We start from the raw sequence: 14,522 nt of genomic DNA, 5'->3' as shown, positions 1-14,522 counted from the left end.
GACACGGAATGGATATTCATTCGCAGGCGCGCGAACTTGCCGGCTGGCTCGCCGACGCTGCCTTGCCGCTCTGGCGGCAAAAGGGTTTCGACGCGGCCGGCGGCGGCTTCGTCGAGACGATCGACATCAAGGGTGAGCCGACGCGGGCCAACCGGCGCTCGCGGGTGCAGCCGCGGCAGGTCTACTGCTTCGCCGAGGCCGGACGGCGCGGCTGGCCGGGGGACTGGCGGACGGTTGCCGAGGCCGGGCTTGCCTATTTCGACCGTGTCTATGGGCTGCCGGGCGGCTTCTACGGTGCGCTCGCCGATGCCGACGGCGAGCTGATCGACCCATCCTTCGATCTTTACAACCAAGCCTTCGCGCTGCTTGCTTTCGCCTATCTCGCGCAAGTCTTCCCGAAGCGGAGCGGCGAGATGGCCGAGCGCAGCAATGATCTCAGGCGAAGGCTGGAGGCCCATTGCAAGCATCCGATCGCAGGGTTCGAAGAGGACAATCCGTTCCGCCTGCCGCTCGGTTCCAATCCGCATATGCATCTCTTCGAAGCGTGCCTCGCAAGCGAAACGGTCGAAGGCTTCGACCGGGTGGCCTGGGCCAACCTTGCCGACGAAATCGCCCAGTTGGCGATGGATCATTTCATCGATGCCGAAACCGGTGCGCTGCGCGAATTCTTCGACCATGACTGGACGCCCTTTCCCGGCGCGAAGGGCCGCGTCGTCGAGCCGGGCCACCAGTTCGAATGGGCGTGGCTTCTGCTTCGCTGGGCGGAGCGGCGCGGCCGCGCCGAAGCCATCGCCAAGGCGCGGCGGCTGTTCGAGATCGGCGAGGAACACGGAATCTGCGCGAAGCGTGACGTCGCGATCATGACGCTTCTCGATGATTTTTCAGTGGCCGACCCGGTGGCGCGGCTTTGGCCGCAGACCGAATGGCTGAAGGCGGCAATCCGTTTTGCCGCCCTGACCGAGGGGGATGAGCGCCAGCGCTACCTCGCCTCGGCGTCGCGGGCAGCCGCCGCCCTCGACCGCTTCCTCCAAATGCCGATCCGCGGTCTCTGGCGCGACAAGCAGCAGGCGGATGGCGCCTTCGTCGAGGAGCCTGCGCCGGCAAGCAGCTTCTATCACATCGTCTGCGCGATCTATGAGCTCGAGGATTGTCTCGGGCGGATGTGAGACATCCCACGCCGGCATCGCGAGCTTCGCTGTAAACTGCTTCCTGACGGCCTGCCGCAACCGCGGCGGGCCCTTTTTATTTGCCGACGGTGAAATTGTGATTGGCTCGTATGTTGACATAAAGATATGTTTATGTGAGTAAATCAGAAATTGTCGTTTTCAGAACGGGAGATTTCCCATGCCCGCCATCGACTCCCTTTTCGGAGATGTTTCGCCCAGACCCGATGGTTCGGAAGTCCTTTTGGCGCTCAGGCAAGCGGCCAGCGAACGCATCCTGATCATGGACGGCGCCATGGGCACTGAGATCCAGCAGCTCGGCTTCGTCGAGGATCATTTCCGCGGCGAGCGCTTCGGCGGCTGCTCCTGTCACCAGCAGGGCAACAACGACCTCCTGACGCTGACGCAGCCGAAGGCGATCGAGGACATCCATTACAGCTACGCCATCGCCGGCGCCGACATCCTCGAAACCAACACCTTCTCATCGACCCGGATCGCCCAGGCCGACTACGGCATGGAGGACATGGTCTACGAGCTCAACCGTGACGGAGCACGGCTGGCGCGGCGCGCGGCGAAGCGCGCGCAGGCGGAAGACGGCAGGCGGCGTTTCGTCGCCGGCGCGCTTGGGCCGACCAACCGCACGGCGTCGATTTCCCCGGACGTCAACAATCCCGGCTATCGCGCCGTCACCTTCGACGATCTGAGGCTTGCCTATGGCGAGCAGGTCCGCGGCCTGATCGACGGTGGCGCCGACATCATCCTGATCGAGACGGTCTTCGACACGCTGAACGCCAAGGCGGCGATTTTCGCCACGCAGGAAGTCTTTGCCGAGAAGGGACTCCACCTTCCGGTGATGATCTCGGGTACGATCACCGATCTTTCCGGGCGCACGCTTTCCGGTCAGACGCCGACCGCCTTCTGGCACTCGGTGCGCCACGCCGCCCCCTTCACCATCGGCCTCAATTGCGCGCTCGGCGCAAGCGCGATGCGTGCCCATATCGACGAGCTTTCGTCGGTTGCCGATACGCTCGTCTGCGCCTATCCGAATGCCGGCCTGCCAAACGAATTCGGCCGCTATGACGAAAGTCCCCAGGCGATGGCGGCTGAGATCGAGGGTTTCGCCCACGACGGGCTCGTCAACATCGTCGGCGGTTGCTGCGGCTCGACGCCGGCCCATATCCGCGCGATCGCCGAAGCCGTCGCCAAATACCCGCCGCGGCAGATCCCGGAAATCGAACGGCATATGCGGCTTTCCGGCCTCGAGCCGTACACGCTTACCAAGGACATACCCTTCGTCAACGTCGGCGAACGCACCAACGTCACCGGCTCGGCCAAGTTCCGCAAGCTCATTACCGCCGGTGACTATGCTGCGGCGCTCGACGTGGCGCGTGACCAGGTCGCGAACGGCGCCCAGATCATCGACATCAACATGGATGAGGGCCTCATCGATTCGACCCGAGCGATGGTCGAGTTCCTGAACCTCGTTGCGTCCGAACCCGATATCGCCCGCGTTCCGGTGATGATCGATTCGTCCAAATGGGAGGTGATCGAGGCGGGCCTCAGATGCGTCCAGGGCAAGGCGCTGGTGAACTCGATCTCGCTCAAGGAAGGCGAGGAGGCGTTCCTGCATCACGCGCGCCTTGTGCGCGCCTATGGCGCGGCCGTCGTGGTGATGGCGTTCGACGAGAGCGGCCAGGCCGACACCAGGACCCGCAAGGTGGAGATCTGCAGGCGGGCCTATCGGCTGCTTACCGAAAAGGCGGGCTTCCCGCCGGAGGACATCATCTTCGACCCGAACATCTTCGCGGTCGCGACAGGCATCGAAGAGCACAACAATTACGGCGTCGACTTCATCGAGGCGACGCGGGAGATCATCGCGACGCTGCCGCATGTCCATGTCTCGGGCGGCGTGTCGAACCTTTCCTTCTCCTTCCGCGGCAACGAGCCGGTGCGCGAAGCGATGCACGCCGTCTTCCTCTACCACGCGATCCAGGCTGGCATGGACATGGGCATCGTCAATGCCGGCCAGTTGGCCGTCTACGACACGATCGATGCGGAACTGCGCGAAGCCTGCGAGGACGTGGTGCTCAATCGCCGGGCGGACGCGACCGAGCGCATGCTGGAGATTGCCGAGCGTTATCGCGGGCAAGGCGGCGCGCAGGGCAGGGAGAAGGATCTCTCCTGGCGCGAATGGCCGGTCGAAAAGCGGCTGGAGCATGCGCTCGTCAACGGCATCACCGAATTCATCGAGGCTGACACGGACGAGGCGCGACTTGCCGTAGAGCGGCCGCTGCATGTCATCGAAGGTCCGCTGATGGCCGGCATGAACGTCGTCGGCGACCTCTTCGGCTCGGGCAAGATGTTCCTGCCGCAAGTGGTGAAATCGGCGCGGGTTATGAAACAGGCAGTCGCCGTGCTTTTGCCGCACATGGAAGCGGAGAAGCGTGCCAATGGTGGCGGCGGCACACGCGAGAGCGCCGGCAAGATCCTGATGGCGACCGTCAAGGGCGATGTGCATGACATCGGCAAGAACATTGTCGGCGTCGTGCTCGCCTGCAACAATTACGAGATCATCGATCTCGGCGTCATGGTGCCGTCCGCGAAGATCCTCGAGGTGGCGAAGGAGCAGAAGGTCGACATCATCGGGCTTTCCGGCCTCATTACGCCTTCGCTCGACGAAATGGTCCATGTCGCCTCCGAACTCGAGCGCGAGGGCTTCGATATCCCGCTTCTGATCGGCGGGGCGACGACGAGCCGCGTGCATACGGCCGTGAAGATCAACCCGCGCTACAGCCTGGGCCAGACGGTTCATGTCAACGACGCCAGCCGCGCGGTCGGCGTCGTTTCCAGCCTGCTCTCTCCGGCTGCGCGAGGCGCGTATACGGAGACTGTCCGCGCCGAATATCACAAGGTCGCCGATGCGCACGCGCGCAACGAGGCGGAGAAGCGGCGCCTGCCTTTGTCGCAGGCACGCGCCAACGCGCAGAAGCTCGATTGGGCGAGCTATCGGCCGAAGGCACCCTCCTTCCTAGGGACCCGCGTTTTCGGAGACTGGGACCTGGCGGAGCTTGCGCGCTATATCGACTGGACGCCGTTCTTCCAGACCTGGGAACTGAAAGGCACCTACCCGAAGATCCTCGACGACGAGAACCAGGGGCCGGCGGCGCGCCAGCTCTTCGACGATGCCCAGGCGATGCTCCGGCAGATCGTCGCGGAAAAATGGTTCGCGCCGAAGGCCGTGGTCGGGTTCTGGCCTGCCGGCGCCGTCGATGACGACATCCGCCTGTTTACCGATGAAGCGCGCGACGCGGAACTTGCAACGTTCTTCACCCTGCGGCAGCAACTGACGAAGCGAGACGGCCGGCCGAATGTTGCGCTCGCCGACTTCGTGGCGCCGGTCGACAGCGGCGCGAGAGACTATCTCGGCGGCTTCGTGGTGACCGCCGGCATCGAGGAGGTGGCGATCGCCGAGCGTTTCGAGCGCGCCAATGACGACTATTCCTCGATCATGGTCAAGGCGCTTGCCGACCGTTTCGCCGAGGCCTTTGCCGAACGCATGCACGAGTATGTGCGCAAGGAGCTCTGGGGGTATGCCCGTGATGAAGCCTTCACGCCTGAGGATCTGATCGGCGAGCCTTATGCCGGCATCCGCCCTGCGCCCGGCTATCCGGCGCAGCCCGATCACACGGAAAAGGAAACGCTCTTCCGCCTCCTCGATGCCGATCAGTCGATCGGCGTCAAGCTGACGGAGAACTATGCAATGTGGCCGGGTTCGTCGGTTTCCGGTCTCTACATCGGCCATCCGGACGCCTACTATTTCGGTGTCGCCAAGATCGAGCGCGACCAGGTCGAGGACTATGCGGAGCGCAAGGCGATGGGTGTTCGCGAGGTCGAGCGCTGGCTCTCGCCCATCCTCAACTATGTGCCGATCCCGGAGGCGGAAGCGGCGGAGTAGGGACCAAAACGGAGGGCGTTACTACCCCCCTCTGCCCTGCCGGGCATCTCCCCCAGGGGATGCCCGGCAGGGCAGAGGGGCGGTCCCAAGCGGTTCGACTTCTTGCCCATGCCCGGCGCTAAGCGCACCGCTCACCCTTTGATGTACCAGCCCCACGGTTCATCGGCATCGAAGCTGGTGATCTGCTTCACCTCCAGATAGTTGGCGAGGCCCCAGCGGCCGAGTTCGCGGCCGATGCCGGATTGCTTATAGCCACCCCACGGTGCTTCGGTGAAGGTCGGTTGCGAGCAGTTGATCCAGACGATGCCGGCGCGGAAGGCGCGCGCGACGCGTTCGCAGCGCGTCCTGTCGTCGGACATGACGGCGGCGGCGAGGCCGAAGCGGCTGTCGTTGGCAAGCCTGATCGCCTCCTCTTCATCGCTGAACGGCATGAGGCAGACGACGGGTCCGAAGATTTCCTCCCGCCAGGCGAAGCTGTCCTCCGCCATATCAGTCAGCACTGTGGGCTCGATGAAATAGCCGCTGTCGAAGCCGGCCGGGCGGCTACCGCCGACTGCCACTGTTGCGCCGTCCTGGCGCGCCCGCTCGATCGTGCCGAGAATCTTGTCGTATTGCCCCTTGGAGACGATCGGGCCGAGCAATGTTCCCTCATCGAGGCCGTTGCCGATCTTGATCCTCGCCGCTTCCGCGGTCAGCCTTCTCAAAACAGCATCGTAGATCGGCTCTTCTACGAGCACGCGCGACGTCGCGGAGCAGACTTGTCCCTGGTTCCAGAAGATGCCGAACATGATCCATTCAACCGCCTTCTCGATATCGCTGTCGGCGAAGACGACGAAGGGCGATTTGCCGCCGAGCTCGAGGCTGATGTTCTTGATGTCCTGCGCCCCCGCCATCATGACCTTGCGGCCGGTCGGCACCGAGCCGGTGAAGGCAAGCTTGTCGACGAGCGGGTGTTCGGTCAGCGGCTCGCCGGCATCCGGTCCGGTGCCGGTAACGATGTTGAGAACGCCGGGCGGCAGGTCGATTTCTTCGGCGATCCTGCCGAGCTCGAGCGCCGTCAGCGGCGTCAGTTCGGATGGTTTCAGCACGATGGTGCAGCCGGCGGCAAGTGCCGGGGCGACCTTCCAGGCGGCCATCAGCAGCGGATAATTCCAAGGCGTGATGGCACCGACGACGCCGAGCGGTTCGCGAACGGCTTTCGAAGAGAAGCGGCTGTCGGCGACCGCGATCGGTTCCTCGGCATTGTCGTCGAGCTCTTCGGCGAGACCCGCATAGTAATTGAAGCAGCCGGCCGCGTCATCGATATCCCAGAGCGCTTCCGGCAGCGGCTTGCCGTTGTCCGTGACTTCGAGCCTTGCAAGGGCGTGGCGTCGCTCGTCGATCTTTCCGGCGATCGCCCGAAGGTAGCGGGCTCGCTCCGCGCCAGTCAGCTTCGGCCAGCGACCGCTGTCGAACGCGATGCGAGCCGCCTTGACGGCGTGATCGACGTCGTTCGAGGTTCCTGCCGCTGCCTTGCCGATCACCTCTTCCGTCGCCGGATTGATAACATCGATCGTGCCGCCCTTGCGCGGCTTTTCCCATTTTCCGTCAATGAAAAGCTTATCCTGCATGCCGCTCCCCATCTGTAGCACGCCAGTATGGACCACGCGGCGGTCGTCGCGCCAGCCGGTTTTTGCTGCGCCTCAACGGGTCTGTCTGCGTCACAGGGTTGCCGCAGCTCTCATCGGTCGGCCGCGACTATCATCTCCGCCGCCTTTTCCGCGATCATGATCGTCGGCGAATTGGTGTTGCCGGAAGTGATCGTCGGCATGATCGAGGCATCGGCGATGCGCAATCCCTTGAGCCCGCGCAGGCGCAGCTCCGGATCGACGACGCTGTCCGCATCGGCGCCCATGCGGCAGGTCCCGACCGGGTGGAAGATCGTCGTGCCGATATCACCGGCCGCGCGCGTCAGGTCTTCGTCGGTTTCGTAAGCCGGGCCCGGCTTGAACTCGACCGGATTGAAGCGGGCAAACGAGGGCTGCGCGACGATGCGGCGCGTGAGGCGGATCGCCTTCACGGCCACATTGCGATCGGCCTCGGCGGTCAGATAGCGCGGACGAATGTCGGGTACGGCCGCGAAGTCCGGTCCCTTCAGATGCACCGAGCCGCGGCTTTCGGGTCTGAGGTTACAGACACTGGCGGTGATTGCCGGGAAGGGGTGCACGGGTTCGCCGAACTTTTCGAGCGTTACCGGCTGGACGTGATATTGCAGGTCCGGTGTTTCCTTTTCCGGACCGGACCGGGTGAAGATGCCGAGTTGGCTCGGCGCCATTGCCATCGGGCCGGAGCGGCGGGCGAGATATTCGAGCCCGATCGCCGCCTTGCCGAAAAGCGAACTGGCCTTCTCGTTGAGCGTCGGCACGCCGGTGACCTTGTAGGCGAGCCGCAGTTGCAGGTGATCCTGCAGGTTCTCGCCGACGCCGGGCAGCGCGTGGCGCACTTCGAGGCCGTTTTGGCTCAGGACGTCGGGGCGGCCGATGCCGGAGAGTTCGAGAACATGCGGCGAGCCGATCGAGCCGGCGGAAAGCACGGTCTCGCGCCGGGCATCTGCGCGCTTGGTGACGCCGTCATGCTGGAATTCGACGCCGGCAACGCGGTCTTCCTCGAGAATCAGCCGCTTCACATGCGCCTTTGTCAGGATCACGAGATTGCGCCGATGTCGGGCAGGCTTGAGAAAAGCCTTGGCCGTATTCCACCGAACACCGGAGCGCTGGTTCACGTCGAAATAGCCGGAGCCTTCGTTGCTGCCGCGGTTGAAATCCTCCGTTTCGGGAATGCCCGCTTCGCTTGCCGCCTTCTGAAAGGCATCGAGCACCGCCCAGCGGACACGCGCCTTCTCGACCCGCCACTCGCCGCCCGCACCGTGCATGTCGTCGGCGCCGCGATAATGGTCTTCGGATTTCCTGAAGAGCGGCAGCACGTCCTCCCAGCTCCAGCCGACGCAGCCGAGTTGGCGCCAGAGGTCGTAGTCGCGCGCCTGGCCGCGCATATAGATCATGCCGTTGATCGAGGAGCAGCCGCCGAGCACCTTGCCGCGCGGGTAAAAGAGCGACCGGCCGTTGAGGCCCTCCTCCGCGGCGGTCGTAAGGCACCAGTCGGTGCGGGGATTGTTGATGCAGTAGAGATAGCCGACCGGAATATGGATCCAGTGATAGTTATCACTGCCGCCGGCCTCGAGCAGCAGGACGCGGCGATCCGGATTTTCCGAGAGGCGATTTGCGAGCACGCAGCCGGCGCTACCCGCTCCGACGACGATGTAGTCGAACGTTTCCATGGGCTTTCTCTAATTTTCGCGGCCCGGCGCACTCGGTGCCAGGCGATAAGCGTCAGTGCTTGTGGCGATGCTCGAAGCCGAGCTTTCGGCCGAGGCGCGAGTTATAGAACTCTCCGACAATGCCGCGGCGGAAGAGCAGCACGCAGGCCATGAAGACAAGGCCGGTGATGATCGTGACCGGGAATTCCGACGTTGCCAGGTAGTTCTGAAGCGCGACGACGAGGCCGGCGCCGAAGAGCGGTCCGATCAGGGTGCCGATACCGCCGAGCAGGGTCATCAGGATGACTTCGCCCGACATCTGCCAGCCGACATCGGTCAAGGTCGCGAACTGGAAGACCAGGGCCTTCACGCCGCCCGCCAATCCGGTCAGCGCCGCCGACATCACGAAGGCCGCAAGCTTGTAGTTTCTCACTGAATAGCCGAGCGAGATGGCGCGTGTCTCGTTCTCGCGGATCGATTTCAGGATCATGCCGAACGGCGAGTTGATGATCCGCCAGATGATGGCGATGCCGATCACGAACACGGCGAGCACGAAGTAGTACATGTTCGTCGACTGCGAGAGGTCGATGAAGCCGAAAAGATGGCCGCGCGGTACCGACTGGATGCCGTCCTCGCCATGCGTGAACTCGGCCTGGAGGCAGAAGAAATAGAACATCTGCGCCAGCGCGAGCGTGATCATCGCGAAATAGATACCCTGGCGGCGGATGGCAAAGAAACCAACGACAGCTCCGAGGAGCGCCGCGCCAACGACGCCGACGAGGATGCCGAGCTCGGGCGGCACGCCCCATTCCTTGACGACGTGCGCTGTAAAATAGGCCGCGCCGCCGAAAAAGGCGGCATGGCCGAAGGAAAGCAGCCCCGTATAGCCGAGCAGCAGATTGAACGCGCAGGCAAAGAGCGCGAAGCACAGGATCTTCATCAGGAAGACCGGGTAGAAGAACAGGGGGGCAAGCAGCAGCAAGGCAAGGCCCGCGCCGAGAAAGATCGTCTGGGCGACGACCGGCGAGCGTTCCTTCTGCTTTTCAAGTTCGAGTGTCAGCGTCATATCAAGCATCCCGGCCGAAGAGGCCCGCGGGTCTCAGCAGGAGAACGATGGCCATGATCACGAAGATCACGATATTGGAGGCCTCCGGATAGAAGACCTTGGTCAGTCCCTCGGCGACACCGAGCATGTAGCCGGTGACGATCGCCCCCATGATCGAGCCCATGCCGCCAACGACGACGACGGCAAAGACGATGATGATGATGTTCGATCCCATCAGCGGTGAGACCTGGTAGATCGGCGCGGCCAGCACGCCGGCAAGCGCCGCAAGCGCCGCGCCGAGACCGTAGGTCAGCGTCAGCAGGAATGGCACGTTGATGCCGAAGGACTGTACGAGCACCGGATTTTCCGTTGCGGCGCGCAGATAGGAGCCGAGTTTCGTCTTCTCGATGACGAGCCAGGTACCGAGGCATACGACAAGCGAGAAGGCGATCACCCAGCCGCGGTAGACGGGCAGGAACATGAAGCCGAGATTGGTGCCGCCCGTAAGCAATGCCGGCGTCGCATAGGGCTGGCCAGAGGCGCCGTAGAGATAGCGGAAAGTCCCTTCGACGGTTAGCGCCAGGCCGAAGGTGAAGAGCAGGCCATACAGCGGATCGAGCGAATAGAGACGCCTCAACATCGTGCGCTCGATGAAGGCGCCAAGAAGACCGACGAGAAGCGGAGCGATGATGAGGGCGGGCCAGTAGCCGATGCCGAAATACGACAGGAGCAACCAGGCGGCAAAGGCCCCCAGCATGTATTGCGCACCGTGGGCGAAGTTGATGACGCGCAGCAGGCCGAAGATGATCGCAAGGCCGAGGCTCAACAGTGCATAGAAGGAGCCGTTGATGAGCCCGATCAGAAGCTGCCCGAGAAAGGCTTGGAGCGGAATTCCGAAAATCGTGATCATGGCCTACACTCCGAGCACATCATGCAGCATGCCCATGCGCTGGGAAAGCTCCGAAACCGGGAACTCGCCGGCGACCCGGCCATGGTCCATGAGGTAGAAGCGGTCGGCGACTTTGGCCGCAAAGCGGAAGTTCTGCTCGACGAGCAGGACGGTCATGCCGCGTTCCTTCAGCTTCTTCAAGACGTCGCCGATGCGCTGGACGATCACCGGGGCAAGTCCCTCGGTGGGTTCGTCGAGCAGCATCATCCGCACTCCGGTTCTAAGAATGCGCGCAATCGCCAGCATCTGCTGTTCGCCGCCGGACAGCTTGGTTCCCTGACTGTTGCGCCGTTCGTGCAGGTTTGGGAAAAGCTCGAAAATCTCGTCGATGGTCATGCCACCCCTGGCAACCGCCGGCGGCAGCAGCAGGTTTTCGTAGACCGAAAGCGTCGAGAAGATGCCGCGCTCTTCGGGAACGAAGCCGAGGCCGCGATGGGCGACGCGGTGGAGGGGCACCCGGATCAGATCCTCGCCGGCGAAACTGATCTCGCCTTTTCGTTCGCGCACAATGCCCATGATGGCACGCAGCGTCGTCGTTTTGCCGACGCCGTTGCGGCCGAGCAGCGTCACCATCTCGCCTTCGCCGACAGTCATGTCGACACCGTGAAGAATATGGCTTTCGCCGTACCAGGCATTGAGGCCCGAGACCTTGAGCAGAGGTTTCATGTCAGGCTTCCTCCGTGCCCATATAGGCGGTGCGCACGCGCGGATCCTCCGACACGGTCGCATAGTCGCCCTCGGCCAGAATTTCGCCGCGCTGCAGCACAGTGACATGGTGGCAGAGCGTGGCGACGACCGAGAGATTGTGCTCGACCATCAGAACAGCGCGCTCGCGCGCCACGTCGCGGATGATCTCGGCGACCATGCCGACGTCCTCGTGACCCATGCCGGCCATCGGTTCGTCCAGCAGCAGCACCTTCGGATCGAGCGCCAGCGTCGTCGCGATCTCGAGCACGCGCTTGCGGCCATAGGAGAGGTCGGCCGCGATGGCGTTGCGCTCCTTTTCGAGGCCAACCGAGCGGATCAGCTGATCGGCCTTGGCGTTCAAGGCATCGAGTGCGGAAAGCGGCTTCCAGAATTGCGTTGCAAGGTTGTTCGGCCGCTGCAGGGCCACGCGCACATTGTCGAGCACTGTCAGGTGCGGGAACACGGCCGAGATCTGGAACGAGCGCACAAGGCCCATGCGGGCAACCTTGTCCGGCGCGGTGTTGGTGATGTCTTCGCCGAGCAGCGTGATCGTGCCGTGTGTCGGCTGCAGGAACTTGGTCAGCAGGTTGAACACCGTGGTCTTGCCGGCCCCGTTCGGGCCGATCAACGCGTGCACGCGGGCATGGTGGACGTCGAGATTGACGTCCTTGACGGCCGCGAAGCCGCCGAAGTCACGGCGGAGACCGCGGGCGGACAAAACCACCCGCGGTGCTCCATTCTGCGAAGGCGTGATCGCGGTCATCGATCCGGCCGATCAGGACTTCACGAGATCACAGCCGCTTTTGGCCGGGTCGATGAAGGCGTCCTTGCCGGGGATGGTCGCGAGAACCTTGAAGTAGTCCCAGGGCTCCTTGCTCTCGTCGGGCTTCTTGACCTCGAGCAGGTACATGTCGTGGATCATGCGGCCGTTTGGTGCGACCGTACCGTTCTGGGCGAAAACGTCGTCGACTGGGAGTGCATGCAGCTCCTTGGCGACCGCCTCGGCGTCGTCACTGCCGGCCTTCTCGATCGCCTTCAGATATTGCAGCACGGCCGAATAGGTGCCGGCATGGACCATGTTCGGCATCTTGCCGGTGCGCTCCATGAAGCGCTTGCCGAATTTCGCGCTTTCCTCGTCGCGGTTCCAGTAGAAGCCCTCGGTGAGCGTCAGCCCCTGCGCCGCTTCTAGGCCGAGGCCGTGGACTTCCGCCAGGGTGAAGAGCAGCGCGGCGAGGCGCTGGCCCCCCTGGACGATGCCGAACTCGGCGGCCTGCTTGATGGCATTCGAGGTATCGAGACCGGCATTGGCAAGCCCGATCACCTTGGCACCCGAGGACTGCGCCTGCAGCAGGAAGGAGGAGAAATCGGTGGTCGCCAGCGGATGGCGGACAGCGCCGACGACCGAGCCGCCGTTTTCCTTCACGAAATTCGCGGTGTTTTCTTCAAGCGAATAGCCGAAGGCGTAGTCGGCCGTCAGGAAGAACCAGCTGTCGCCGCCCTGTTTCACAAGCGCACCACCCGTACCGACGGCAAGCGAATAGGTGTCATAGGCCCAATGGAAGCCATACGGGCTGCATTGTTTGCCGGTGAGCTCCGTCGTTGCCGCGCCGGTAACGATGTTGACCTTCTTCTTCTCCTTGGAGATCGCCTGAACCGCGAGCGCCACGGACGAGGTCGTCAGTTCCATGATGCTGTCGACCTGCTCGGTGTCGTACCATTGCCGAGCGATGTTTGACGCGATGTCAGGCTTGTTCTGATGGTCGGCTGTCACCACTTCAACCGGTACGCCGAGCACCTTGCCGCCGAAATCCTCGACTGCCATCAGCGCCGCCTCGTAGGAGGACTTGCCGCCGAAATCGGCGTAGACGCCGGACTGGTCGTTGAGAATGCCGATCTTGACCTTACCGTCCGACGCGTCGGCGAGTGCCGCCGTGCTGCTTGCGAGCACCATTGCAAGCGTGGCCATCAGTTTTTTATGCATCATGTCTCCTCCCAGGACTTTCAGAGTTGGGCGGGCGAAATATCGCTAAGGACGCGCGACGGTACCGATAGGCCTTTTCGGCGATATCGGCGGGATTCGATCCACTCGGCTCTGTTCAAAATTGGCCAGACATGCTCCTCAGATGTCGGCTCAATGCTTACAATCCCGAAAATTCTGCTTGGATGCAAGCGGGCCGAACCGTAAATTATAAACAGGATCTGTTCATTTTCGAACAGAGGGGGCGGGCATGAATCCGAATTTCACCTGGGACGACCTGCAATTCTTCCTAGCTGTCGCGCGAACCGGACAACTGTCGACCGCGGCACGGCGGCTCAGGACCAGTCATGCGACGGTGTCGCGCCGCATCGATCGGCTGGAATTCGCGCTCAAGGTCAAGCTTTTCGAGCGCAATCCGCGCGGCTACGTGCTGACGACCATGGGGCAACGTTTTATCGAGACGGCCGAGCGGATCGAACGGGAGACCGAGCAACTCCAGCTCGACATCAGCGACGGCATGACCGCACAACGCGGCGTCGTCCGCATGTCCATCCTCGAAGGCTTCGGCAATTTCTTCCTGTCGGACCGGCTCGCAGCCTTTGCCAACCGCTATCCGAATATCTCGCTCGAACTCGTTGCGATCCAGCAGATCATGTCGCTGTCGCGCAAGGAGGCCGATATTGCCGTCGCACTCGCCGCACCCAAGGCGGGCCCCTACCATTCGGAAGTGCTGACGCCCTATACGCTGCATGTCTATGGCGCGCGCAGCTACCTCGCCACGCACCCGCTCATCCGCAGCCGCAACGATCTCGGCTCCCATCGTTTCGTCGGCTATATCGAGGACATGATCTTCACGCCGGGACTCGACTATCTCGGCGAAGTCCAGCCGGGACTTCGAGCCCATTTCCAGAGTTCGAGCATCCTGACGCAGCTGAAGGCCGCGCGACAGGGGCTGGGCCTCTGTGTCCTGCCGCATTTCATGGCGCGTGACGAGCCCAATCTCGAGATCGTGTTGCCGGAGGAAATCGAGCTCAAGCGCACCTACTGGATGATCTGCCATCGCGATCTGATCGCCGTGCCGCGGGTTCGCGCGGTACGCGACTTTCTCATTGAGGCCGTGAGCGAGAACCGGTCGTGTTTTCTGCGCGAAAGATCGGGGTCGGGGAGCAGCCCTCGGCGCGCCCTTGAAGCGCAATAATGCGTTAACCATATTAGGAAAGGAGGCCAGTGATCGCATATTCGTTGCCGAGGCGCGAAATGCGGGGCTTTTGGAAGCCATCCGGTTCTCATTTTCCGCCCCGATTAAAATGCACCAACGATTTCAGCATGTTATCTTTTTTTGACATTTTTTTGAAAATGGTTGTTGACGTGTTGGGGAGGGTGGGTCTATAAGCCCGATCACTGACGAGGGCGGCGGCGCTGCTGGCGACGATGACCTTCGCTCTAGAGT

The 14,522-nt window shown here is 62.9% G+C and carries 10 protein-coding genes; 3 read left to right on the top strand and 7 right to left on the bottom strand.

What is annotated here, in order from left to right:
• Window positions 1-8 precede the first annotated feature (8 nt).
• Window positions 9-1,166 carry a mannose-6-phosphate isomerase Pmi gene (gene pmi, locus FKV68_RS18615; RefSeq protein ID WP_180939249.1) on the top strand — a complete coding sequence of 386 codons (1,158 nt, stop codon included), beginning with the start codon at window positions 9-11 and terminating at the stop codon, window positions 1,164-1,166.
• Window positions 1,167-1,344: 178 nt separating this feature from the next.
• Window positions 1,345-5,118: a methionine synthase gene (metH, locus tag FKV68_RS18610; protein WP_180939248.1), complete on the top strand. Its 3,774-nt coding sequence runs from the start codon at window positions 1,345-1,347 to the stop codon at window positions 5,116-5,118.
• A 131-nt stretch (window positions 5,119-5,249) separates the two neighbouring features.
• Here metH and FKV68_RS18605 read toward each other — a convergent pair whose 3' ends face one another.
• The 7 genes from FKV68_RS18605 to FKV68_RS18575 form a co-directional block, all read right to left on the bottom strand.
• Window positions 5,250-6,728, bottom strand: coding sequence for an aldehyde dehydrogenase family protein (locus tag FKV68_RS18605; RefSeq protein ID WP_180939247.1), 1,479 nt, complete (start codon window positions 6,726-6,728; stop codon window positions 5,250-5,252).
• Window positions 6,729-6,838: 110 nt separating this feature from the next.
• Window positions 6,839-8,434: a GMC family oxidoreductase gene (locus tag FKV68_RS18600; RefSeq protein WP_180939246.1), complete on the bottom strand. Its 1,596-nt coding sequence runs from the start codon at window positions 8,432-8,434 to the stop codon at window positions 6,839-6,841.
• A 52-nt stretch (window positions 8,435-8,486) separates the two neighbouring features.
• Window positions 8,487-9,488, bottom strand: coding sequence for a branched-chain amino acid ABC transporter permease (locus FKV68_RS18595; protein ID WP_180939245.1), 1,002 nt, complete (start codon window positions 9,486-9,488; stop codon window positions 8,487-8,489).
• Window positions 9,481-10,368, bottom strand: a complete 888-nt coding sequence (locus tag FKV68_RS18590) for a branched-chain amino acid ABC transporter permease (RefSeq protein WP_180939244.1) — start codon at window positions 10,366-10,368, stop codon at window positions 9,481-9,483. Before FKV68_RS18590 ends, FKV68_RS18595 begins: the two co-directional genes overlap by 8 nt.
• 3 nt (window positions 10,369-10,371) lie before the next feature.
• A complete protein-coding gene (locus FKV68_RS18585) occupies window positions 10,372-11,073 on the bottom strand; it encodes an ABC transporter ATP-binding protein (protein WP_180939243.1) in 702 nt (233 codons plus the stop codon).
• A 1-nt stretch (window position 11,074) separates the two neighbouring features.
• Window positions 11,075-11,857 carry an ABC transporter ATP-binding protein gene (locus tag FKV68_RS18580; protein ID WP_180939242.1) on the bottom strand — a complete coding sequence of 261 codons (783 nt, stop codon included), beginning with the start codon at window positions 11,855-11,857 and terminating at the stop codon, window positions 11,075-11,077.
• A 12-nt stretch (window positions 11,858-11,869) separates the two neighbouring features.
• Window positions 11,870-13,075 (bottom strand): beta-hydroxybutyrate-binding protein, encoded by a 1,206-nt coding sequence (locus tag FKV68_RS18575; RefSeq protein WP_180939241.1) that lies wholly within the window; start codon window positions 13,073-13,075, stop codon window positions 11,870-11,872.
• Window positions 13,076-13,322: 247 nt separating this feature from the next.
• On the opposite strand from FKV68_RS18575, the gene FKV68_RS18570 reads away from it, so the two are divergent.
• Window positions 13,323-14,270, top strand: a complete 948-nt coding sequence (locus FKV68_RS18570) for a LysR family transcriptional regulator (RefSeq protein ID WP_180939240.1) — start codon at window positions 13,323-13,325, stop codon at window positions 14,268-14,270.
• Window positions 14,271-14,522 lie beyond the last annotated feature (252 nt).

It is taken from the genome of Sinorhizobium mexicanum (assembly GCF_013488225.1).
GTDB lineage: Bacteria > Pseudomonadota > Alphaproteobacteria > Rhizobiales > Rhizobiaceae > Sinorhizobium > Sinorhizobium mexicanum.
Note: the sequence above shows the minus strand (reverse complement) of the source record. Positions and strands in the feature narration are given on the sequence as shown.

What these genes read in the sequence shown, in the direction of transcription:
- pmi (WP_180939249.1), top strand. Translation starts at nt 9, where the DNA reads ATGGATATTCATTCGCAGGCGCGCGAACTTGCCGGCTGGCTCGCCGAC.
- metH (WP_180939248.1), top strand. Translation starts at nt 1,345, where the DNA reads ATGCCCGCCATCGACTCCCTTTTCGGAGATGTTTCGCCCAGACCCGAT.
- FKV68_RS18605 (WP_180939247.1), bottom strand. Translation starts at nt 6,728, where the DNA reads ATGCAGGATAAGCTTTTCATTGACGGAAAATGGGAAAAGCCGCGCAAG.
- FKV68_RS18600 (WP_180939246.1), bottom strand. Translation starts at nt 8,434, where the DNA reads ATGGAAACGTTCGACTACATCGTCGTCGGAGCGGGTAGCGCCGGCTGC.
- FKV68_RS18595 (WP_180939245.1), bottom strand. Translation starts at nt 9,488, where the DNA reads ATGCTTGATATGACGCTGACACTCGAACTTGAAAAGCAGAAGGAACGC.
- FKV68_RS18590 (WP_180939244.1), bottom strand. Translation starts at nt 10,368, where the DNA reads ATGATCACGATTTTCGGAATTCCGCTCCAAGCCTTTCTCGGGCAGCTT.
- FKV68_RS18585 (WP_180939243.1), bottom strand. Translation starts at nt 11,073, where the DNA reads ATGAAACCTCTGCTCAAGGTCTCGGGCCTCAATGCCTGGTACGGCGAA.
- FKV68_RS18580 (WP_180939242.1), bottom strand. Translation starts at nt 11,857, where the DNA reads ATGACCGCGATCACGCCTTCGCAGAATGGAGCACCGCGGGTGGTTTTG.
- FKV68_RS18575 (WP_180939241.1), bottom strand. Translation starts at nt 13,075, where the DNA reads ATGCATAAAAAACTGATGGCCACGCTTGCAATGGTGCTCGCAAGCAGC.
- FKV68_RS18570 (WP_180939240.1), top strand. Translation starts at nt 13,323, where the DNA reads ATGAATCCGAATTTCACCTGGGACGACCTGCAATTCTTCCTAGCTGTC.